The sequence below is a fragment of the Atopomonas sediminilitoris genome, from assembly GCF_022601735.1.
In the GTDB taxonomy this organism is placed as follows: domain Bacteria; phylum Pseudomonadota; class Gammaproteobacteria; order Pseudomonadales; family Pseudomonadaceae; genus Atopomonas; species Atopomonas sediminilitoris.
Map to the genome: position 1 here is coordinate 204,078 of NZ_JAKUMM010000002.1, position 22,554 is coordinate 226,631.

General features: G+C 54.2%; 20 protein-coding genes and 1 tRNA gene. 15 read left to right on the forward strand and 6 right to left on the reverse strand.

The window, feature by feature from the left end; genetic code table 11:
• The first annotated feature begins 81 nt into the window (after nt 1-81).
• The 4 genes from MKI83_RS03425 to argA all read left to right on the forward strand — a co-directional run bounded on the left by MKI83_RS03425 (nt 82) and on the right by argA (nt 4,642).
• The gene (locus MKI83_RS03425) at nt 82-759 is read left to right on the forward strand and encodes a TIGR00153 family protein (protein ID WP_241583392.1); all 678 of its coding nucleotides are present in this window, start codon (nt 82-84) and stop codon (nt 757-759) included.
• A gap of 35 nt (nt 760-794) precedes the next feature.
• Entirely contained in the window at nt 795-2,054 is a 1,260-nt protein-coding gene (locus tag MKI83_RS03430; protein WP_241583393.1) for an inorganic phosphate transporter, read from the forward strand.
• Nucleotides 2,055-2,172: 118 nt separating this feature from the next.
• Entirely contained in the window at nt 2,173-3,351 is a 1,179-nt protein-coding gene (argE, locus tag MKI83_RS03435) for an acetylornithine deacetylase (RefSeq protein ID WP_241583394.1), read from the forward strand.
• Nucleotides 3,344-4,642 carry an amino-acid N-acetyltransferase gene (argA, locus tag MKI83_RS03440; RefSeq protein WP_241583395.1) on the forward strand — a complete coding sequence of 433 codons (1,299 nt, stop codon included), beginning with the start codon at nt 3,344-3,346 and terminating at the stop codon, nt 4,640-4,642. Before argE ends, argA begins: the two co-directional genes overlap by 8 nt.
• A gap of 15 nt (nt 4,643-4,657) precedes the next feature.
• Here the strand turns inward: argA and MKI83_RS03445 are convergent, their stop codons facing one another.
• The gene (locus MKI83_RS03445; RefSeq protein WP_241583396.1) at nt 4,658-5,578 is read right to left on the reverse strand and encodes an ion transporter; all 921 of its coding nucleotides are present in this window, start codon (nt 5,576-5,578) and stop codon (nt 4,658-4,660) included.
• A gap of 124 nt (nt 5,579-5,702) precedes the next feature.
• Nucleotides 5,703-6,359, reverse strand: a complete 657-nt coding sequence (locus tag MKI83_RS03450) for a histidinol-phosphatase (RefSeq protein WP_241583397.1) — start codon at nt 6,357-6,359, stop codon at nt 5,703-5,705.
• Nucleotides 6,360-6,543: 184 nt separating this feature from the next.
• Here MKI83_RS03450 and rppH point away from each other — a divergent pair, with 184 nt between their 5' ends.
• The 3 genes from rppH (at nt 6,544) to MKI83_RS03465 (ending at nt 9,485) form a co-directional block, all read left to right on the forward strand.
• A complete protein-coding gene (rppH, locus tag MKI83_RS03455; RefSeq protein ID WP_241583398.1) occupies nt 6,544-7,023 on the forward strand; it encodes an RNA pyrophosphohydrolase in 480 nt (159 codons plus the stop codon).
• 17 nt (nt 7,024-7,040) lie between these two features.
• Nucleotides 7,041-9,320 carry a phosphoenolpyruvate--protein phosphotransferase gene (gene ptsP / locus MKI83_RS03460; RefSeq protein WP_241583399.1) on the forward strand — a complete coding sequence of 760 codons (2,280 nt, stop codon included), beginning with the start codon at nt 7,041-7,043 and terminating at the stop codon, nt 9,318-9,320.
• Between the two features lie 89 nt (nt 9,321-9,409).
• Nucleotides 9,410-9,485, forward strand: a tRNA-Thr gene (locus tag MKI83_RS03465).
• Nucleotides 9,486-9,617: 132 nt separating this feature from the next.
• Here MKI83_RS03465 and MKI83_RS03470 read toward each other — a convergent pair.
• From MKI83_RS03470 to MKI83_RS03485, 4 genes are all read right to left on the reverse strand, one after another.
• A complete protein-coding gene (locus MKI83_RS03470) occupies nt 9,618-10,274 on the reverse strand; it encodes a hypothetical protein (protein WP_241583400.1) in 657 nt (218 codons plus the stop codon).
• A gap of 55 nt (nt 10,275-10,329) precedes the next feature.
• Nucleotides 10,330-11,571: a type II toxin-antitoxin system HipA family toxin gene (locus tag MKI83_RS03475; protein WP_241583401.1), complete on the reverse strand. Its 1,242-nt coding sequence runs from the start codon at nt 11,569-11,571 to the stop codon at nt 10,330-10,332.
• Complete coding sequence (locus MKI83_RS03480) at nt 11,568-11,864, reverse strand: helix-turn-helix domain-containing protein (protein WP_241583402.1); 297 nt, start codon at nt 11,862-11,864, stop codon at nt 11,568-11,570. The genes MKI83_RS03475 and MKI83_RS03480 overlap by 4 nt, the downstream gene beginning before the upstream one ends.
• A 100-nt stretch (nt 11,865-11,964) precedes the next feature.
• A complete protein-coding gene (locus MKI83_RS03485) occupies nt 11,965-13,314 on the reverse strand; it encodes a tyrosine-type recombinase/integrase (protein WP_241583403.1) in 1,350 nt (449 codons plus the stop codon).
• 558 nt (nt 13,315-13,872) lie between these two features.
• Here MKI83_RS03485 and galU point away from each other — a divergent pair.
• The 8 genes from galU (at nt 13,873) to MKI83_RS03525 (ending at nt 22,554) form a co-directional block, all read left to right on the forward strand.
• Nucleotides 13,873-14,703: a UTP--glucose-1-phosphate uridylyltransferase GalU gene (gene galU, locus MKI83_RS03490; RefSeq protein WP_241583404.1), complete on the forward strand. Its 831-nt coding sequence runs from the start codon at nt 13,873-13,875 to the stop codon at nt 14,701-14,703.
• Nucleotides 14,704-15,090: 387 nt separating this feature from the next.
• Nucleotides 15,091-15,576 carry a transcription/translation regulatory transformer protein RfaH gene (gene rfaH / locus MKI83_RS03495; protein WP_241583405.1) on the forward strand — a complete coding sequence of 162 codons (486 nt, stop codon included), beginning with the start codon at nt 15,091-15,093 and terminating at the stop codon, nt 15,574-15,576.
• Between the two features lie 74 nt (nt 15,577-15,650).
• Complete coding sequence (locus tag MKI83_RS03500; RefSeq protein WP_370867340.1) at nt 15,651-16,961, forward strand: Wzz/FepE/Etk N-terminal domain-containing protein; 1,311 nt, start codon at nt 15,651-15,653, stop codon at nt 16,959-16,961.
• 20 nt (nt 16,962-16,981) lie between these two features.
• On the forward strand, nt 16,982-17,281 hold the full coding sequence (locus MKI83_RS03505; protein ID WP_272493001.1) for a hypothetical protein: 300 nt from the start codon (nt 16,982-16,984) through the stop codon (nt 17,279-17,281).
• Complete coding sequence (wbpA, locus tag MKI83_RS03510; RefSeq protein ID WP_241583407.1) at nt 17,281-18,594, forward strand: UDP-N-acetyl-D-glucosamine 6-dehydrogenase; 1,314 nt, start codon at nt 17,281-17,283, stop codon at nt 18,592-18,594. Before MKI83_RS03505 ends, wbpA begins: the two co-directional genes overlap by 1 nt.
• 77 nt (nt 18,595-18,671) lie before the next feature.
• Nucleotides 18,672-19,622, forward strand: a complete 951-nt coding sequence (gene wbpB, locus MKI83_RS03515; RefSeq protein WP_241583409.1) for a UDP-N-acetyl-2-amino-2-deoxy-D-glucuronate oxidase — start codon at nt 18,672-18,674, stop codon at nt 19,620-19,622.
• A 74-nt stretch (nt 19,623-19,696) separates the two neighbouring features.
• A complete protein-coding gene (locus MKI83_RS03520; protein WP_241583410.1) occupies nt 19,697-21,550 on the forward strand; it encodes an acyltransferase family protein in 1,854 nt (617 codons plus the stop codon).
• A 110-nt stretch (nt 21,551-21,660) separates the two neighbouring features.
• Nucleotides 21,661-22,554: a hypothetical protein gene (locus MKI83_RS03525; protein WP_241583411.1), complete on the forward strand. Its 894-nt coding sequence runs from the start codon at nt 21,661-21,663 to the stop codon at nt 22,552-22,554.

The window sequence follows — 22,554 nt, forward strand, 5'->3', positions numbered from 1 at the left end:
TGTGACAAACAGATGACAGAAACTAGCAGTGCAGGAGTATGAACCCTATACTGCCGCGAAATTTTTACGGGGTGTTACCGTATGCCGACTAAATCGTTGATGGGCCTGTTTGGCCGCTCTCCCATTGGCCCGATGCAAGATCACATCGTCAAAGCGCACGAGTGTTCTAGTCGCTTGGTGCCGTTCTTTGCCGCTGCGTGCGCCGGTGATTGGGAGCAGGCTGCCGTGATCCAGAAAGAAATGTCTTTGCTGGAACACGAGGCGGACAAGCTGAAAAAAGATGTGCGTCTGCACTTGCCCAAAAGCTTGTTCTTGCCGGTGCCGCGCTCGGACTTACTTGAGCTGCTCAGTGTACAGGACAAGGTCGCCAACCGCGCCAAGGATATCTCGGGCCTCATGCTGGGTCGGCAGATGGCTATCCCTGAAGCCTTGCAGCCGCTGATGACGCGCTACGTGCAACGCAGCGTGGATGCCAGCGAGCAAGCCAAGAAAGCCGTGCAAGAGCTGGACGAGCTGCTGGAAAGCGGTTTTGCCGGTCGCGAAGCGCAGCTGGTGGAAACCCTGATTGAAGAACTTGGCCAAATCGAAAACGACACCGACACCCTGCAAGTTGAAGTGCGCCAGCAGCTGTTCCAACTGGAAAAGCAACTGCCGCCGGTGGACGTCATGTTCCTGTACCAAGTAATTGACTGGATTGGCGATGTGGCCGACCGCGCGCAGCGCGTGGGCAATCGTCTGGAACAATTGCTGGCGCGCTAAGCCGGTAGTCAAGACCAACTAACGAGAGTTACCTAATGTCTCTGATCGCTGAATACGGCACTGTTTTACTGGTGCTGGCCTGCTGTTTTGGATTTTTCATGGCCTGGGGTGTGGGCGCTAACGATGTGGCGAATGCCATGGGTACGTCGGTGGGCTCCAAGGCACTGACGATCAAGCAAGCCATCATCATTGCCATGGTGTTTGAGTTCTGCGGCGCTTATTTGGCTGGCGGTGAAGTTACCGACACGGTCAAGAGCGGCATCGTCGATGCCTCAATCATCCCGCCGGATTTGCTGGTGCTGGGTATGATGTCGGCGCTGTTGGCAGCCGGTACTTGGCTGCTGGTGGCCTCGATGAAGGGCTGGCCGGTTTCGACCACGCACTCGATCATCGGTGCGGTGATTGGCTTTGCCGCCGTCGGCGTGTCGATGGATGCGGTGAAGTGGGCGGGCATTATTCCGATTGCGGCCAGCTGGGTGATTTCACCGTTGCTGTCGGGCGCGGTGGCGTTTGTGCTGTTCTTAACCGTGCAAAAGCTGATCATCAACACCGATGATCCGTTTGTCAGCGCTAAGCGCTTCGTGCCGTTCTACATGTTCCTCACCGGCTTTGTGGTCAGCATCCTGACAGTGACCAAGGGCCTGAAGCACGTTGGTCTGCATCTTTCTACTATGGAAGGTTTGCTGGTCGCCATTGGCGTGGGCTTGGCGGTGATGTTTGCCGGCATGGCGCTGATCAGTCGGATCAAAATTGACGCAGAGGCGGACAAGAAATTCCACTTCGCCAGCGTGGAAAAAATCTTCGCGGTGTTGATGGTTTTCACCGCCTGCGCCATGGCCTTTGCTCACGGCTCCAACGACGTGGCCAACGCGGTTGGTCCGCTGGCGGCGATTGTGGGCGCGCTGGAAACGGGCGGTCAGGCGGCGGCTAAATCGGCGGTGCCGGGTTGGGTGTTGCTGTTAGGCGCTGTCGGTATCGTGATTGGCTTGGCCACCTACGGCTATAAAGTGATCGCCACCATCGGTAAAGAAATCACCGAGCTGACCCCAAGCCGCGGCTTCACCGCGGAACTGGCCACCGCCACCACGGTGATCGGTGCTTCGGCGCTCGGCTTGCCGGTATCGACCACGCACACGCTGGTTGGTGCCGTACTGGGTGTGGGCTTGGCACGCGGCATTGCGGCGCTGAACTTGGGTGTGGTCGGGCAGATTTTCCTCTCGTGGGTCATCACCCTGCCGGTGGGCGCGCTGCTGTCGGTGGTGTTCTTCACCATCCTGCGGACGGTCTTCGCCTAAGCCATCGCGCTGTTAAAAAGCCGCCTTGCAGCCTTTGCACGGCGGCTTTTTTCTGTCTGCGATTTGGGCCAACGCTGCGCTGCGGCCTATGATGGGGGTTCAATCAAGGAGTACAAACATGCCATTGCCCCCGCTAAAACAGCAGTTTGCCGAGCTGATTGCCTTGCCTTCGGTCAGTTGCACGCAGCCCGAATGGGATCAAAGCAATCTGGCCGTGGTCGAGCGGCTGGCGCAGTGGTTGGGTGAGTTGGGGTTTGTCTGTGAGCTGCAAGAAGTCGAGCCGGGTAAATACAACTTGCTGGCCACCTTAGGGCAGGGGCCGGGTGGGCTGATTCTGGCCGGTCACACCGACACCGTGCCGTTTGATGCGGGACGCTGGAGCCTTGAGCCGCTCAAGTTGCTGGAGCGCGACAATCGCTGGTATGGCCTCGGCACTTGCGACATGAAGGGCTTTTTTCCGCTGATTATCGAGGCCTTGCAGGGGCTGCCGCTGGATCAGATCAAGCGGCCGCTGATGGTGTTGGCGACATGCGATGAAGAAAGCTCGATGTCAGGCGCGCGTGCGTTGGCGCAAGCGGGTAAGCCGCTGCCGCGTGCAGCCGTGATTGGCGAGCCGACGGGGCTGCGCCCTGTGCGGTTGCACAAAGGCATTCTGATGGAGCAGGTCAAAATCACCGGCAGAAGCGGGCACTCTTCCGATCCCAGTCTTGGCCATAGTGCGATGGAGGCCATGCACGCGGCCATCGGGCGTTTGCTGCACTTGCGCGGACAGTGGCAAAAACAGTTCAGCAATCCCTTGTTTGGCGTGCCTACGCCGACCTTAAACTTGGGCTGTATTCACGGTGGCGATAACCCCAATCGCATTTGCGCGCAGTGCGCGTTGGAGTTCGACTTGCGCCCCTTGCCCGGCATGGTGGCGGAGGAGTTGCGCGCCAAGATCCGCGCCGAGCTGGCCGAGGTAGCGCAAGAGCATCAGGTCAGTATCGACTACGGCCCGCTGTTCCCGGGGGTGCCGGCGTTTGAGCAAGTGGCTGGCAGCCCCTTGGTGAAAATGGCCGAGCGCTTAACCGGCTATCCCGCCGAGGCCGTTGCGTTTGCCACCGAAGCGCCGTATTTGCAGGCCCTCGGCTGTCAAACCATCGTTTTAGGGCCGGGGGATATTGATTGCGCGCACCAACCCGATGAATATCTCGCTCTTGATCGCATCGAACCCACGGTGCAGCTATTGCGCGGGCTGATCAACGAATGTTGTTTGAGCCCCGAAGATCCTCTGCTTCAAGGAAGCGCCCATGCTTGATTATGTAAATTGGCTGCGCCATGCCTCGCCGTACATCAACCAGCACCGCGACTGCACTTTTGTGGTCATGCTGCCGGGTGAGGGCGTGGCACACCCAAACTTTGGCAATATCGTGCACGACCTCGTGTTGCTGCACAGCCTCGGTGTGCGCTTGGTGCTGGTGCATGGCTCGCGGCCGCAAATTGAGGCGCGCTTGAGCGAGCGCGGTTTGTCGGCGCGCTATCACAACAACCTGCGCGTGACCGATGGCGCCGCGCTGGAGTGCGTGATGGATGCGGTCGGCCGCCTGCGCTTGGAGATTGAAGCGCGCCTGTCGATGGACATGGCCGCATCGCCAATGCAGGGCGCTCGTCTGCGCGTGGCGGGTGGCAATTTAGTCACCGCACGGCCTTTGGGCGTGCACGATGGCGTGGACTACCACCATACCGGTGAAGTGCGCCGTGTCGACCGCAAGGGCATCCAGCGTTTGTTGGACGAGCGTAGCATCGTGTTGTTGTCGCCCTTGGGTTATTCGCCCACCGGCGAAATCTTCAATCTGGCTTGCGAAGACGTGGCCATGACGGCGGCGATCGCGCTCGCGGCGGATAAGCTGATTTTGTACGGCGAGGAATCCGGCTTATTGGATAGCGAGGGCCAGTTGGTGCGCGAACTGCGTCCCTATCAAGCGCGCGAGCATTTGCAACGTTTGGGCACCAGCTATCAAGCGGAATTGCTCGACGCGGCGGCGCAAGCGGCGGAAGGCGGCGTGCGCCGCAGTCATATCGTCAGCTTCCCCAACAACGGCGCGTTGCTGAGCGAACTGTTCACCCGCGATGGCAGCGGCACCATGGTTGCGCAGGAGCAGTTTGAGCGCTTGCGCGAAGCGACGATTGAAGACGTGGGCGGTTTGCTTGAATTGATCCGCCCGCTGGAGGAGCAAGGTATTCTCGTGCGTCGCTCGCGTGAGGTGCTGGAAACGGAGATTGAGCAGTTCAGCATTGTCGAGCGCGACGGTTTGATCATTGCCTGCGCGGCGCTGTATCCCTTGCCCGATAGCGAAGCCGGCGAGTTGGCTTGCTTGGCCGTGAGCCAGCATTACCGCCAAGGCGGGCGTGGGGATGAGCTGCTGGAGCGGATTGAGCAGCGCGCGCGCAAGCTGGGCTTAAAGCAGCTGTTTGTGCTGACTACGCGCACCTCGCACTGGTTTCAGGAGCGCGGCTTTGTGGTCAGCGGGGTGGAGCGTCTGCCCAGCTCGCGGGCCTCGCTGTATAACTTCCAGCGCAACTCGAAGATCTTCGAAAAAGCGCTGTAAGTTCGCCATTAGCCACTACACATGCCCGCCACAGTGCGGGCATTGTTTTGCTGGCTGCGCAGTGGCGCGCCTGAGCAGCGCTTGCGCGTCTTCATCGGGAATGCCCAGCTCCTCGGCGGCCTCATCCAGCGCTTCGCGCTCGTCGCCGCTGAGCACGCCGTCGGCCAAGGCTTCTTGTACGTGGTCGGTAAAACGCTCGCGGCGCAGCTCCAACTCGCGCGAGAAGCCCGAGGCCAAAATGCCCGCCGGTAATGCCGCCATACCAACCCCAGCGAGGGTAATCACCATGCCGAAGGCTTTACCAAGCGCGGTGTGCGGCACCACATCGCCATAACCCACCGTGGTTAGCGTGACGGTGGCCCACCACATGGCGGCCGGGATCGAGCCAAAGTGCTCGGGCTGAATATGCCGCTCGACCGCGTACATGCCGCTGGCCGCAAAAATAATGATGATCAGCATGACAAACAGCGCCGAGGCAAAGCTGGAGGCTTCTTTACGCATCACCGTGCCGAGTAGCTCCAGCGAGGCGGAGTAGCGCGCCAGTTTGAACACGCGCAGCAAGCGCAGCACGCGCAAGATGCGGGTATCGACGCTGATAAACATGGCGAGAAAGAAAGGAGCAATGGCGAGCAAGTCGACAATCGCCATGGGGCTGGTCAAGTAAGCCATGCGTGGCGAGCGGGCCTCGGCAAAGCTTGGGTTTTCTGGTGCGCTGTAGAGGCGCAAGAGGTACTCCAACGAGAACAGTGCCACCGAGATTTGTTCAAACAATAAGAACTGGGCCGCGTAGGCGGCTTCAATGTGCGCGACGGACTCCAGCACTACGGCGGCGACATTGCCCAGAATCAGTAGGGCGATAGCCAGTTGCAGCAGGCGCGGTAGCCAGCTTTGCGTGTCTTCAAGGTAGAAATAAACGCGGCGGCGCAGAGTGGTCATGCAGGCTCCCGTGATGGCGGGCGCGAGTCGGTTGGCGCCCTTTTATTATCGATGGCGGGGGAGCGATCAAGGATCGCGCCGCACAGTGTAACCCACGCGGCGCGATGCTCGGGTTGAAGCGGGGTTAGTCGCGCAGGCTGATGATCGACCAGCCGGCCTCGCTGGCGGCTTGACGCAGCGTGTCGTCGGGGTCGACGGCGACTGGCGTGGTGACTTGCTGCAACAGAGGCAGGTCGTTGTGCGAGTCACTGTAAAAGCAGCTGTCGGCAAGGCTGTGGCCGGTGTCGGCAAGCCAGCGTGCAAGACGCTCAACCTTACCCTCGCGAAAGCACGGTACGTCGGTGGTGCGACCGGTGTAGCGGCCGTTTTCCTGCTCGCACTCGGTGGCCAGTAAGTGCTCCACGCCTAAACGCTGGGCAATCGGCGCAGTCACAAAACGGTTGGTCGCGGTGATGATCAGTAGCGTGTCACCGGCGTCGCGGTGTTTTTGCAGCAGCGCTTGCGCCTTAGGCAGGATAATCGGTTCGATGCACTCGGCCATAAATTGTGCATGCCAAGCATCGAGCTGTGCTTGTGGGTGCTCGCCGAGTACGGCCAGGCAGAAGTTCAGGTACTGGCGAATATCCAAACGGCCGGCCAAGTAATCTTGATAGAACTCGTCATTACGCGCTTTGTAGGCGTCGCCATCGACAATCTGATGCCGGCACAAAAAATCCCCCCATGCGTGATCACTGTCGCCGGCCAGCAGGGTGTTATCTAAATCAAATAAGGCCAGAGCCATGTGGCGCTCCCACAAAAAAAGACAAACAAAAGGCCGTGCAGCATAGCGCTCAAAACAAGTCATGCCTATGACAGTGCCGAGCTTGCGTTGCCGCTGCTTGCGCCTTTGTGGAAGAATGCAAGGCATTGAAATATTTAGGACTGTTGACGTTCGTCACGGTCTTGCAAGGATTAGGGGTCATGCCGTGATTGATAATGATGGTTTCCGCCCCAATGTCGGCATCATTCTGGCCAATGATCTAGGTCAGGTGCTGTGGGCTAAACGTATCAATCAGGATGCGTGGCAGTTCCCACAAGGCGGCATTCAGGGCCGCGAGTCGCCGGAAGAGGCGCTGTATCGCGAGCTGTATGAAGAAGTGGGCCTAGAGCAGCGCGACGTTAAAGTCCTCGCGTGTACCAAGGGCTGGCTTCGCTATCGCTTGCCGCAGCGGTTGGTACGCACGCACAGCCAGCCGTTGTGCATTGGTCAAAAGCAGAAGTGGTTTTTGCTGCGCCTGACCGCCGACGAGACGCGCGTGCGCGTCGATATGAATCACAAACCGGAGTTTGATGGCTGGCGTTGGGTCAGCTATTGGTATCCACTGAACCAAGTGGTGTCGTTTAAGCGCGAGGTCTACCGTAAGGCCATGCGCGAATTGGCACCTAGGCTAACTGTTAGGGAGTAGCACGTTTGGCCATCGATATGCTCAAGACGCTGAGGCAAATCGCCCAGGAAGTCGGCACCGCCAAAGACTTGAAGGCGGCATTGAGCGTTATCGTCCAGCGTGTGCGTGAAGTCATGGGCACCGAAGTGTGCTCGGTGTACCTGTTCGATGCCGAAGACCAGCGCTATGTCTTGATGGCCACTGAAGGTTTGAATAAGCGCTCGGTGGGCAAGGTGTCGTTGGCGCGTAATGAAGGCTTGGTCGGCTTGGTGGGGCGCCGAGAAGAGCCGATCAACCTCGAAGACGCACCTTCACACAAAGACTTCCGCTACTTTGCCGAGACGGGCGAAGAGAAGTATTACTCCTTCTTGGGCGTGCCGATTATCCATCACCGCCGGGTGATGGGCGTGCTGGTGGTGCAGCAGCGCGAACGCCGGCAGTTTGATGAAGGCGAAGAAGCTTTCCTTGTCACCATGAGCGCGCAGCTCTCCGGCGTGATTGCGCATGCTGAAGCTACCGGCTCGATTCGTGGCATGGGGCGCAAGGCCAAGCCGGTGCAGGATGCCAAGTTTTTAGGTGTGCCCGGCTCGCCCGGCGTGGCCATTGGTACCGCCGTGGTGCTATTGCCACCGGCAGATCTGGACTCAGTGCCCGATCGCGCCGCCACCGATGTACCCGCCGAGCTTGAAGCTTTTCGCGTGGCGATCGAAGGCGCGCGTAAAGAAGTGCGCAAAATCTCCGGGCGCTTAGAGCGAACGCTACGCCCCGAAGAGCGCGCCTTATTTGACGTCTATTTGATGATTCTTGAAGACCCAGCCATTGCTGGCGAGGTCGAGGACATCATCCGCACGGGCCAGTGGGCGCAAGGCGCTGTGCGCCAAGTAGTGAAGCAGCACATCAAGCGTTTTGATGCCATGGAGGACGAATACCTGCGCGAGCGTGCGGCGGATATTCGCGATCTAGGCCGTCGCGTGCTGAGCAATTTGCAGCAGGCGCGCAAAGACAAAATCGAAATTCCCGATCAGGCCATTTTGGTCAGTGATGAGCTAAGCCCGGCCATGCTGGGTGAGATCAGCCCAGAAAAGCTGGTGGGTTTGGTCTCGGTCAAAGGCTCCGGTAACTCGCACGTAGCGATTCTGGCGCGTGCCATGGGGATTCCCACCGTGATGGGCGCGGTCGACTTGCCTTACAGTCGGCTCGATGGTCTGCCTTTGGTGCTCGACGGCTATCACGGAGAGGTTTATACCAACCCGTCGGACGAAGTGCTGCGCCAGTACAGCGCCGTTATGGCCGATGAGCGTGAACTGGTCAAAGGGCTCGAAGCGCTGCGCGATGTGCCGTGCGAAACCACCGATGGCCGCCGGATGCCATTGTGGGTCAATACGGGGCTGTTGGCCGACGTGCAGCGCTCGCTCAATCACGGCGCTGAAGGCGTCGGTTTGTACCGCTCCGAAGTGCCGTTCATGGTGATGGAGCGCTTCCCCAGCGAAAAAGAGCAACAAGCAACCTATCGCGAACAGCTGCAGGCTTTTCATCCGCAGCCTGTGACCATGCGCACCTTGGATGTTGGCGGCGACAAGCCGTTGTCCTATTTCCCGATCAAAGAAGACAACCCCTTCCTTGGTTGGCGTGGCATTCGCGTCACCTTGGATCATCCCGACATCTTCCTTGTGCAAGTGCGCGCCATGCTCAAAGCCAGCGCCGGCTTAGGCAATCTGCGCATCATGTTGCCAATGATCACCGGCTTGCATGAGCTAGAAGAAGCCAGTCATCTGATACACCGCGCCTGGGGCGAGGTGCGTGACGAAGGCGTGGACGTGCAAATGCCGCCGATTGGCGTGATGGTAGAGGTGCCCGCCGCCGTCTATCAAGCGCGTGAATTGGCTCGGCATGCCGACTTTTTGTCCGTTGGCTCTAATGACTTGACTCAATACCTGCTGGCGGTCGACCGCAATAACCCGCGCGTGGCTGAGCTGTATGATTTCTACCATCCCGCCTTGCTGCAAGCGCTGCAGTCGGTGGTGCATGCGGCGCACGCCGAAGGCAAGCCGGTCAGCATCTGCGGCGAAATGGCCGGCGACCCGGCCACGGCCGTGCTGTTGATGGCAATGGGCTTTGATAGCCTGTCCATGAACGCCACCAACTTGCCACGGGTTAAATGGCTGCTGCGTCAATTGAGCCTTACGCATGCACAGCAACTGCTTGAGCAAGTGCAAGGCATGGATAACCCACAAGTTATCCGCAGCGTCGTGGATTTGTACCTGCGCAACCTCGGCCTAGGCAGGGTGATCAACCCCGCATCGGATGTCACCGCATAAGTGCCTCTGCGGTAGAGCTAAATAACTAGCAAAATCAGTAGCAAAGCAGCGTTTACACGCCGAAAAAGCTATGTATAATGCGCGCCTATGCCGGTATAGCTCAGTTGGTAGAGCAACTGACTTGTAATCAGTAGGTCCCGAGTTCGACTCTTGGTGCCGGCACCATACAAATCAAAGGGTTACGTGAAAGCGTAGCCCTTTTTTGTGCCTGAAATTCGGCCTGGGGTAGGATTGGGGTAGGGATTGCCGAATGACCATAGGATTGGAAATTCCTATAGTCCGCCCCCAAACATACGCTCAGAGTTCCTTCACCTTCTGCAAAGCATGCAGCCCATGCAGCTCCTCATCCCAGAGGTGGCCACCGAGCTTCGTGATACTGGTAACCCACTCGCTGCGCCCATCATCGACCAGCAGAATAACTCGACGATTGCTGACAAAGTCGCCGTCAAAACTCATGGAGTAGTCATCGATCTGCAACCGCTGCCCCGGCTCGACTTCTGAAGATGCAGCAATACCATCGGCGAAAGCGTTTCCAGCGGTTTGGTACTCATCAATACCATCGTCGGTACTTGCATAGGCATGCAGCAGTCTTTGTAGGTAAATGACGCGCTGATCGGTACGGTTTAGTAACCAAACCGGTTGCTTATCCGAACAACGTGAAAAGAATGGTATCGCCAAGTACAGCCCTGCGGGCGCTTCCTGCTCATAGGCCTTCAGGTTCGCATGGGCGATAAGGTCCGCCACCTGTGCACGTCGCGTAGTGAGCACATTAAAAGCATCGTCATCGATGCTGGGGCGCCCGCCCAGAAAAGACTCCAGAGCGTCGCATGCTGACGTCAGCCGCGCATACCGAGCCAACTCTTCTGCATGCTTCTGCGCCACTTGCGGATGGCATTTATCTGCGAGGCGCGAGGCTAGGTCCATGACATCGTCATAGATGGGTCGACGAATCACTCGATCCTCCTTGATTTAACTACTGTGCACTCGAATAAGCACTGGCGCGTCTTAATCAATCAAGACGCGCCCTGATCAGGTCTAATGCAACCTGAACCTCCACTGCTTGCTGATCGGCAATGTCGAGTTCACGGCATAACCCGCGCCAGCCTGACAGCGCATCCAGCGTCTGCTCGATGTACTGATCCACTTTTAAAAAACTGAAGACTTCACAGACCTTACGCAACGCTTTGCGTGTCGGCAGCCCTGCTCCAGCAAAGGCTGTCGTGTGCTCATCAGACATGCCTCGCACGCGGGCAAACGTCAGGTCGTATGCGGGAGATAGCCCCCAGCGTCCTTGATCAAACAGGTAGGCGAAGTTTTTTGAATGGTCGTCGTGGTTGTGTGCGAGCGCATTGAAGACCATCAAACGTGCCATTTTTTCCACTTCACCGGCATGTCCGGTGATGGCCCACGTGGCGCGCAGCAGATCACCGTAATCTAGGGAAGGCGCACGATGGTCGGCGTAGAGAATGCCGCATGCGGTGAGCATGTGAATCTTGCGTTCACCGTCACGATCAAAACGCTTCGCGGCAAAGAAGCGCTCGACCCCGCTCTCGGTCGGCACATTCAGAAGTGCGGACTCGGCCATTTCGACCCCAGCATTCCGGGCCATTTGCGCATAGGCAGACTCAATGGCACCGGTGTCACGATGCTCTTCAGGCGAGCGAAACTTCACCAGCCAATGCTCGTAGCCCTCGGCCAACATTTTGAATGACGAGGTGCACCGCTGCTTATCCTGCGACAACGCCACGACCACCTTGGGTCGAGCCCCCGCAGGCGAGCCACCCGCCAAGCGCAAGGCACCCAACGTGGTTTCGGTATCGCCTTCGTAGACCTCAAGTGCAGCCTGGTACAAACGCTCAAGATCAAGCGCTGAGTCTGCCCCCGTTTTCTCCAGTGCGGGCCGGTATTCCAGGGCTCCCATGGCGCGGTCGCCCATATAAGCCAGTCGATCCAGGGCCGTAATGGCGCGCCGATCAATACCTCGCTCTCGCAGGAAGAAGCGATCCATCAGCAGCATGCCCCACCCATCTGGCAGGGAGTCGGCGAACACGCCCATCAACCCGCCGAACAGATGAGGATCAGGCGCAGCCTGCGGGGAGGGTTTGAATTCCATGTTTAGCGGCGAGAGGTTGAAACCTGTCGCCAACCACTGCTCGTCATACGCAAAAAACGTCCCGCGCCGAGGTACGGATACCAACTCACCGACCCGGGTGCCCGCGAGCAGCACCTCGACCGAAGCCACGTTGTTCATTTGCGCCCCCGGGCTCGCCCACTCTGCTTGAGTTCATTCAGAGAAACGGGCTGCGTCTGCGTAAATAACCCAGACAGTTGCTGCGCCACTCCTAGAGACGAGGCCAACAGCGCCAACGCATCGAGGGTGATTTGCCCCGTCGTTTCAAAACGCTTGATCGTCGACTCTGAAATACCGGCCCGCTCGGCCAACGTCTTGCGCGAAAGGTTCTGCGCCAAACGCAGCTCGCGAGCGTTCTCTCCGACCTGCTGGGCCAGTTCACCTGGAGAGAAAAGCGTATGGGTAAGCGCCATCGTGGATGCCTTTCTGGATAGACCTGAATATGACCATAATAATAGATCATATTTAGCCCGTTAATCGTTTATTTATAAATTAAAGGATCTTTTATGACCCCTAGTCATCATATGGTGCAACCGCCTCCATCCGGCGTCCGTAGAACTCTACCCAATCCACGTCGCCAAACTCCTTCTGCAGCAATCCCTTCAGATAGGTATGCCAGCCCTGGAGTGCTTCATCCTTTTCTTCAAAGTACGAGTACCGGTCATAAATCGCATCCACCGACAGATCCTTGTGGTTAAGGATACGACTGCGAACATCTCTGCCCAGCCCCTGCTTGGACATGTGCGTGGTCGCCGTACGGCGCAGGTCATGCACGGTGGGGCGCGGGTAGCCATCCGCGATGCGCAACAAGCCCTCTTGCTCAACGCGGTTGTTGTCTTTCACATACGTGTCGTAGAAGCGGCGCATCGCGCGGTTAAGCGAGGGCTGCGTTTGCGGCTTGGCGGGCCAACGACCCGGAAATACATACTGTCCTGGACTGGGTAGCGTTTTGTTGTCAGCCCAACGCGCAGGATTTGCCGTCATCACTTTCTGAATTTGCCGCTCGCGCAGATATTTCAGAATGCTCAGCACATCGTCCGAGAGCGGGATGGCAATCGGATTGTTGTTTTTCTCGAACTTGCCGCTGCGGTCCCAGATCCGCTCTTCGAGGTCAAAGTCGACCCAGCGCATGGCCACGATGCGCCCGGAGCGCTGAGCCAGCATTAGACTCAGCAACAGGGAAAAACGCGTGTTCTGGCTGAGCGAGGCGCCCGCCAATTGATGGAGAAACCACACCAATTCGTGCCGGTTGAGGCTGCGCTCACGCGGCGTTTCCTTGGCCACCTTTTTGATCTGCACCAAGGGGGTCGCAGCAAGGATCTCGCGCTCGACGCAGAAGTTGAACATCTTGCGGATCACGGCCAGCAGACGGTTGGCCTGCACCGGCGCGGTCCTGGCCTTGTGATCCAGCAGCGCCATGACCTGCTTGCGTGTGACATCACCGATCTTGGTACGCCCCAGATGAGGCACAAACTCAGTGCGCAGCATGCGCTCATCTTCACGCCACGATTTCTTGTTCTTTTCAGCCCATTCTAGGTAGTTAACAACAGCCTCTTCGAACGTCGGGCTGGTGCGGTATTCGACCAGCTCGACAATTTTCTTTTGCCCGGGATCGACCCCCTGCTTGAGCAGCTCAACGGCCTGCGCCGCCTTGGCGCGCGCCTCGGCGAGCGACAGATCGGGGTAGGTGCCCAGGGTCAGGCGGCGCGGATGGTTATGAAAGCTGTAGAGCAAGATGAAACTTTTGCATGTTTTGTTGACCCGCACGCCGAACGTGCCGTGTCCGGGCATTGGGGGATCGAGGAATTCGATACGGCCTTTCACGGGGTCATATTTGAGCCGCTTGAGGGTGTGTTCGTTCATGGCCGTGCGCGTTGTCATACCGAAATCCTGACCGTTTCTGGGGTAGGTTTGGGGTAGGGATTATAGTGCTTGGGGTAGGGTTGGGGTAGGGGTTTGACTAAATAGTGATCAACGCCTATATTCAGCCATGCAAGCCAGTAAATGCGTTAAAAGCCTTGTTATTCAGGTGTTTACAAGGCGTCAATCTTGTCAATTTTTGCTATACGGCCTGTGGATAAAAGGCCTTTGTTATTGTCTTGTAATCAGTAGGTCCCGAGTTCGACTCTTGGTGCCGGCACCATACGAAACAACGAAAAAGGCTCGCCTCGTGGTGAGCCTTTTTCGTTTTCTTTTCAAAATCCTTTTCGCTTGCGGTTAGCTGCTGTGAGGTGGGTTTTCGGCTTCGCGTTGAATGGATTAGAAGAGTACGTAACTGTGGCACCCTTTTATGCCATTAATGTGGCTTGCGTTGGCTGAAATGGGCGGCTGTGGCTGTTGTCTTGGGCAGGGCTTGCTTAATGAATTTGCCTTGCGGTGTGCTAAAGTTGGCCCCCTTTTTCGCATGTATAGGGTCGTTGCATGATCAAGAAATGTTTATTTCCCGCAGCTGGGTACGGCACGCGCTTTTTGCCGGCGACCAAATCGATGCCTAAAGAGATGCTGCCAATCGTCAACAAGCCCTTGATTGAGTTTGCGGTGGAAGAGGCGCAGGCCGCCGGGATATCGCAAATGGCCATCGTTACAGGGCGTGGCAAGCGTGCGCTTGAGGATCACTTTGATATCAGCTACGAGCTTGAGCATCAGATCCAGAATACCGAGAAAGAAAAGTACCTCGTCGACATCCGCCGCCTTATCGATGAATGCACCTTTATTTATACACGTCAGGTAGAAATGAAGGGATTAGGCCATGCCATTCTTACCGGACAAAGCATGATAGGTGATGAGCCGTTTGCGGTGGCGTTGGCGGATGATTTGTGCATCAATCAGGGCGGCGACCCTGTGCTGGCGCAGATGGTTAAATTGTATAACCAGTTCCGCTGCTCGATTGTCGCGGTGCAAGAAGTGCCCCGAGATCAAACCCATAAATACGGTGTGATTGCTGGAGAAGAGCTGCGCGACGATCTGTTTCGAGTGAGCACCATGGTGGAAAAGCCGAAGCCGGAAGACGCGCCGTCCAACTTGGCAATTATTGGCCGCTATATCCTAACACCGGATATTTTCGATATTTTGAAAAATACCCCGCCCGGCAAAGGTGGAGAGATACAGATCACCGATGCACTGCAGCAGCAAGCCAAAGATGGCTGCGTGATTGCCTATAAGTTCAAGGGGCAGCGCTTTGATTGCGGTAGCGCGGAAGGCTATGTCGAGGCTACCAACTATTGCTTCGAGCATATTTATAAGGCTCTCTGAGGTCTGCCTGTGTAGGTGGCGGCACTGCATCAGAGGAAAAGAATGCGTGATAAGGCAGGTCGGCGCATCTTGCATTGAGTCGCAGTTGAGGCTTGATGGCGCTGGCCGCTGACGCAGGCCAAGGATTTGCAGGCGTTATGGTGGTGCTGCGATGATTGATTGCCGCTGCTGGCAAGTGGCGATATATCGGGTGGTTGGTGTGTGGCTTTTTGGAATAATGCTCAGTGTTGGGGTTAGCGCATTGTTATTTTTGCGATAGAATTCGCACTTCTGCTGTCTGCTGTCTGCTGTCTGCTGCCTGCTGTCGAAGGAGTGACAGATGTACTTCTCGCAACCTGCTTGTTTGGCTAGCTTTCTGCCAGTGAATTCTTGTCAGGTGGTTCTCTAATGTCAGCCATCCGCTGGTATGTCCTGCAGTGCAAGCCCCGTCAAGATGAGCGGGCGCTTGAAAACCTGCAGCGCCAAGGCTTTCACTGCTACCGCCCAACGCTATGTTTGGAAAAGCTGCTCCGTGGCCAGCGGGTGCGGCAGCAGGAATCGTTGTTTCCCGGTTATGTATTCATCCAGCTTGACCCGAGTAGTCGCTGGAGCGTGCTGCGTTCAACGCGCGGTGTGAGTCGTGTTGTCAGTTTTGCAGGTGCTCCAGTGCCATTGCCCATTGGTTTAGTTGAGCACTGGCAAGCGCGGGAGCATTCGCAAGAAATTCCGTTATATAGGCTCGGCGATAAACTGCGCGTTTGCGACGGCCCCTTTGCTGAGTTAGAAGTGATTTTTCAGCAGGCTCGCGGCCTAGATCGCGTGGTGGTTCTGCTGAATATATTGAATCAACCGCAGTGCATAGAATTGCCGGTGACGGCAGTCAAGACTGCATAAAACACTTCGCGTTAGCGAAGCCACAATCAAAGTGTCGTTCTCAAGGAATTGACGACAAACCTTGGGGCGGTAGCGTGTTTGATCTGCCGAAGAGATTGCCTGTGAACCAACAACAACCCTTGCAGCAAGCGCCATACGGCGATGAAATTGACCTTTTTGAGCTTTTTCAAGGTCTGTGGGCGCAAAAAGTTCTGATCGTTCTTATTGTCGCGTTGTGCGGTTTGCTGTCAGGCGCGTATGTTTTTTTGACGGAGCCAACCTACGAAGCTCAAGCTATGTTACGCCCTGCGCCGATCAAAGGGTTAGATGAGCTTAATGCAATGGGTGTGCTCACTTTGTCGCCAGAAGAGGCGCTAAATCGCGTGGGGGCTGCCTTGGGCTCGTACGAGGTGCGACAACAGTTCTTTCGTAAAAATGAGCCATTGTTCGAGGTGTTGGCAAGCGATTCAATAACGGCAGAACAAGCATTTCGTCGTTTAATAAAAGACGACTTACAGGTGTTGCAGTCTGATCCAAAGAAAAGTGATCAGCAATTCGAAGCATTTGTCGGATTAAAGCTGCAGTACCCAGAAAGTCTAGCAGGCGCTGATATTGTGAATGGCATGGTTGAGCAAGCTATAACCAGCGAGAATGAGCGTATTAAAGCGGACCTTGCTGTCGTTGTTAAGAACAAGCTAGCGAGCATTGAGCGATCAGTCTCTGAGGCGCGTGCGGGTTATCAGGCAAATAAGCAGGCGAAAATAGCGGAACTAATGGAAAGTGATGTTTTGCAGCGCGCCAATCTGCAAGACGAGCTCAAAGCACTGCGTGCAGAACTGCGCCTGCGCCGACTAAGCCGCATCACTCAGTTGGATGAAGCCATCCGTATTGCAAAAGAGTTAGGCATTAAAAAACCAACCACTCCAAGCGCTATGGACCAAGTAAAGGCTAGTGGTTCAGGCAACACCATACGTACTGAAGTGTTTAATCAACAATTTCCGCTTTATTTTATGGGTGCGGAAGCGCTTGAGGCTGAGCGCACGGTCTTGCGCCAGCGTCGCTCTGATGACCACACCGAGCCTCGTATTGCAAAGATTCAGAAAGAGTTGCAATTGCTTGAGCACAACCGTGAAATCGAAACGCTCAAAGCGCGTCAAGACGATGATTTATTTTTAAAGCAGTTGGAAGCGCTTCGCACAGAAGAAGCTCGACTCAAGGGCTTGTCGATCGACATGAAGGGCGTTCAGCTAGTCGTCGTTGATCAGCCTGCGATCACTCCACAAGACCCAATTAAGCCCAAAAAAGTCTTGGTGTTGGTGCTGGGCTTAGTGCTGGGAGGCATGCTGGGTGTGTTTGTTGCGCTGATTAGAAATTTGATTGGCAATAGAAAGACAGCGCAAATTTAACTAATAAGTCGGTTTTTTGTATGTCGAAATTGACGTGTTTTAAAGCGTACGACATTTGCGGGCGGCTTGGTAACGAGCTTAATGAAGAGGTTGCATACCGCATCGGCCGTGCATGCGCGCATTTCCTTGATGCTAAAAAGGTGGTGGTCGGTGGTGTCATGCGCCTGTCCAGCGAGGCGCTTAAGCAGGCCTTAGCCAACGGCCTGATGGACGCCGGCTGCGGCGTCATCGACCTGGGCGTGACCGGCGCCGAAGAAGAACTAAATGTTAAGACAAAGAACAATCCTTCCATCCAAGCTCAATACACCGGAGTCTTTTAATGACCCAGCAGAAACTGGCCAGTGTCAACAAGTTCAAAACCAAAGAAGCCCTCATTGGCATCGTCGGGCTCGGCTATGTCGGCCTGCCTTTGATGTTGCGCTACAACGCCATTGGCTTTCGAGTGCTGGGTATAGATATCGATGAAAGCAAGGTGAGCAAGCTCAACGCTGGCCAGAGTTATATAGAGCATATCCCCGCTGACAAGATCGCAGTTGCCCGCCAAAGCGGCTTCGAGGCCACTACCGATTTCCGCCGTGTCAGCGAGTGCGATGCACTTATTCTCTGCGTGCCGACGCCGCTGAATAAATACCGCGAGCCGGATATGAGCTTCGTGATCGACACAACCAACGCACTCAAGCCCTATCTGCGTGCCGGTCAGATCGTTTCGCTGGAAAGCACCACCTACCCAGGCACAACCGAAGAAGAGTTACTGCCGCGCGTGCAGGAAGGTGGGCTGGTGGTCGGCGAGTCGATCTTCCTGGTCTACTCACCCGAGCGTGAAGATCCGGGCAACCCGGACTTCGAAACCCGTACTATCCCTAAAGTCATCGGCGGTCACACCCCGGCCTGCCTAGAAGTCGGTATTGCTCTGTACGAGCAGGCAATCGACCAGGTTGTATCGGTCAGCTCAACCAAAGCTGCGGAAATGACCAAGCTGCTGGAAAATATCCACCGTGCCGTCAACATCGGTCTGGTCAATGAAATGAAGGTTGTCGCCGATCGTATGGGCATCGACATCTTCGAAGTAGTCGACGCTGCTGCAACCAAGCCGTTCGGCTTCACTGCCTACTACCCCGGCCCAGGCCTCGGTGGCCACTGTATTCCCATCGATCCCTTCTACCTGACGTGGAAAGCCCGCGAATATGGCCTGCACACTCGTTTCATTGAGCTGTCCGGTGAAGTCAACCAAGCCATGCCCGAATACGTGCTGAGCAAGCTGATGGATGGCCTGAATGATAGCGGCAAGGCGCTGAAGGGTAGCAAAGTGCTCGTTCTTGGCATTGCCTACAAGAAGAACGTTGACGACATGCGCGAATCGCCCTCCGTGGAAATCATGGAGCTGATCGAGGCCAAAGGCGGCATCGTTGCCTACAGTGACCCCCACGTTCTTGTCTTCCCTAAGATGCGCGAGCACCACTTCGAGCTGAGCAGCGAAGCCCTGACGGCCGACAACCTTGCCAGCTTTGACGCTGTGGTCTTGGCCACTGATCACGATAAGTTCGATTACGAACTGATCAAGCAATACGCCAAGCTGATCGTTGATAGCCGTGGCAAATACCGCGCTCCGGCTCCGCACATCATCAAAGCCTGATCACGAGCCCCCAATAACATTGCCCGGCGGGTTCGATTAGTAATTTGCCGGGTATTGATGCAATGCAAGGAACACCCATGAAAAACTTCGCCCTGATTGGCGCTGCTGGTTACATTGCCCCGCGTCACATGCGCGCCATCAAGGACACCGGCAACGTGTTGGTCTCCGCCTATGACATTAACGATTCGGTTGGCATCATCGACAGCATCTCGCCGCAAAGCGAGTTCTTCACCGAGTTCGAGCGCTTCCAGGAGCACGCTTATCGCTTGAAGCGTGATCCGGCCAGTGCACTCGACTATGTCGCCGTTTGCTCGCCGAACTATCTGCACCAGTCGCATATCGTTGCCGGCCTGCGCCTGGGTTGCGACGTCATTTGCGAAAAACCACTGGTACCCACCCCGGAAAATCTCGATGAGCTGGCCTTGGTCGAGCGGGAAACCGGCAAGCGGCTCTACAATATCCTGCAATTGCGCCACCACCAGGCCATCCTCAACCTAAAAGATAAGGTCGCCCGTGAAAACAGCGAGCATAAATACGATGTTGAGCTGACCTACATAACCTCGCGTGGCAAGTGGTACATGGAGAGCTGGAAAGGTGACCCACGCAAATCCTTCGGCGTGGCTACCAATATCGGTGTGCATTTCTACGACATGCTGCACTTCATCTTTGGCAAGCTGCAGCGCAACGTCGTTCACTTCGTTTCAGACTATAAAGCCGCTGGCTACCTGGAATACGAAAAGGCCCGCGTGCGCTGGTTCCTCTCCATCGACGCCAACGACCTGCCAGAATCGGTGAAGGGCAAGAAGCCGACCTACCGCTCCATCACTGTCAATGGTGAGGAAATGGAGTTTTCCGAAGGTTTCACCGATCTGCATACCACCAGTTACCAGGAAATTCTCGCGGGTCGTGGTTACGGTATCGAAGATGCGCGCCACTGTGTGGAGACGGTGAATACTATTCGTTCCGCGGCCATTGTCAATGTACATGACGACGAAGGCCATCCGTTTTTGGCGTCACTTACGAAGTAACAATTATTGAGGATGGATTTGGTTCTATAGCCATCCTTGCAACAACAATTAGAGTGATGGATTGAGCTGGTAACTTGAATAAGCAGAAAATTAATCCTTTGTTAAATATCAGCTCCGCTGCAACTCCTGCAGAAAAAAACATCAGGTTGGATGTGCAAGGGTTGCGCGCTGTCGCTGTTCTGGCGGTGATAATTTATCACGTTAATAATGCGTGGTTGCCATCCGGCTTTGTAGGGGTTGATGTATTTTTTGTAATATCCGGCTTTATAATCACTTCTATTATTGTTGGGAATAAAGAGGATTTTGCTTGGAAAGAATTTTACTGGGGGCGAATTAAGCGAATTGCGCCTGCATATTTGTTACTACTTACAGTAGTAACGATGGTTTCAGCTGCTCTCTTTCTGCCTGCCGATTTTGATATTTTCAAGGATAGTCTCAAGGCTGCTTTAAGTTTTACAAGCAATTCGTATTTTGAAGAATTTGGGAGCTATTTTGCACCCAGCTCACATGAATTACCTCTTCTTCATACCTGGTCTCTGGCTATTGAAGTGCAGTTTTATATTTTTCTGCCAGTACTTGTTGTTTTTGTGCCGCCTAAATTTTTGAAGACGTCATTAATTATAATAATTATAAGTTTTCTGATGTGGTCTGAATATAGAATATTCAATAGGGGGGCGCGGGGGGAATATTTCTCGCTTCTTGCTCGAATACCAGAGTTTATGATTGGTGCGCTTGTGGCGTTACTCGCCGCAAAGAGTTATCTACCTATCCGGTATGCATCGATGATGGGGTGGGCGGGGGCATTATTATTAATTATTGGTTTTGTATTTGTTGATGCGCAAAGGTTTCCAGGTATATGGGCGTTGCTACCTTGCATAGGTACTGCGTTGCTAATTGCTGCACAATACGGCACTGCTAATTTGCTACTTTCAACAAGGCCAATGGTATGGGTAGGCGGTATTTCTTACTCGCTTTATTTGTGGCATTGGCCAATTTTGACGTTCATTCGCTACTACACAGGCCAATACGAGCTTCAAGTAGTTTGGCTCGTGGTGTTTGTTATTAGTACTTTCGTAATTTCCTGGATTTGCTATCGACTGGTTGAATCTCCAGCAAGGCACGCGCGGAAATTTTCCCCTATGTTGCCTGCAACTCTGGTCATTTGTTCTTTTGTCGTGTTTTTTGGTTCAAAACAAATAAACATATCAATTATGGATGAGTTACCGGTGGAAATGACCCGTTATGCTCCAAGTAATGGAATATGCCATGGAGTTATTTTGGATGAATGCATACGAGGTGATCGTGATGTAAGCCCTAGTGTGCTGGTTATTGGTGATAGTCATGCGGCTCAGTTAAATTTATTTTTCGATGAGGTCGGATTAAAGAATAAAACTGCATACCGCGTCATTACTGCAAGTAATTGTGTTCCGATAGCCGATTTTGATGTGGAGCGACTGCCCAGTTATTCTCAGGATAGTTGCCGCTCCCAGATAAAGGCTGCCGATAAGTTTATTTCAGAAGCGGATGTAATTATTGTTGCTGGTATGTGGCAATATCAAAGCCAGAGTCCCGAATTTGTAAAGGTGTTTTCAGCATTTCTGGATGGAGCTGTAACTCAGGGGAAAAAAGTTATAGTGATGGCGCAGATTCCCATGTTCGATGTAAACCTGCTTCGTGTCCGTCGATTCAGTGCTCTTGGCCTACCCGTCCATGTGAATAAAAATAGAGAGTGGAAGTCTGCTAATTCAAAAATTAGAGTAATTATTCAAGCAAAACCGGGCGTGCAATTTTTGGATTTCTCTGGAAGTGATTTTTTTGCGAATGCACCAATTGAAAATGGAGTTTTAATTTATCATGATAATCATCATTTGAATGAACTTGGTGCGCGGCGCTATGGTAACTATGCGGCTAATTACTTTGTTGAGTGAGATAGCAGTGATCGATGATAGTGCCTGGTGATGTATAGCGTCGCTAATTTATTGATAAATGTTAGGCGTTGCACTTTTTATTCTGGATTAACTCTGGGGATTTGAAGTTTATGAGCAAGATTACATCTGATATGGTTTGTTCTTTATTTGATTTTGACTTTGAGTCTGGAATTTTCTCAGTGGATGGAGTTGGAGTGACTAGTTCAACTAGCTTCCCTTCAATGCTTTCGTTTCTAGATAATAAGAAATACTTATCTGAGTTGAATTCAAATGAGGCCATAAAGGTCGTTTTTGTTAGGCCTGAAGATGTTAATTGCTTACGTAAAGATATAATATGTTTGCAAGTTGAAGATCCTGTTTGGTATTTTTTTACTCTTTTGAATTATCTTGCAATAAGTAAAAAAAGAGAGAAGACGCTGGTTTCAGGTAGTGCTGTTATACATTCGTCGGCGGTGATTTCTGATGTGGGTGTTATAATAGGAGATGATGTTTTAATAGAGCCTAATGTGACTATTTTACAGGATGTTGAAATCATGTCTGGTGCGATTATTCGGGCCGGAGCTGTTGTAGGTGTTGATGGGTACGAGCATAAGCGTACAAGCAGAGGTATTTTAACTGTCGCACATGACGGTAAAGTTATTGTGAGTAGCGAATCAGAAATTGGTGTTAATAGCAATATTGTTAAAGGATTTAGTTATCGGGATACAATTATTGGCGAGCAGACTAAGATAGATGCGTTGGTTCATTATGCGCACGGTGTACAGTGTGGCTCTAGATGCATGATTGTTGCCTGCGCTATGATTGGTGGTCATGTGACAATTGGAGATGATGTTTGGATTGGACCAAATTCAACTATCTCGAATAGAGTCTCTATCGGCGACGGAGCTTTTGTAACGTTAGGTTCTGTTGTTGTTCAGGATGTGCCGGCCGGGCAGAAAGTTACAGGGAATTTTGCTATTCCACACATGACCTTTATTCGTAATCTCAAAGCAAGTGCAAAATAG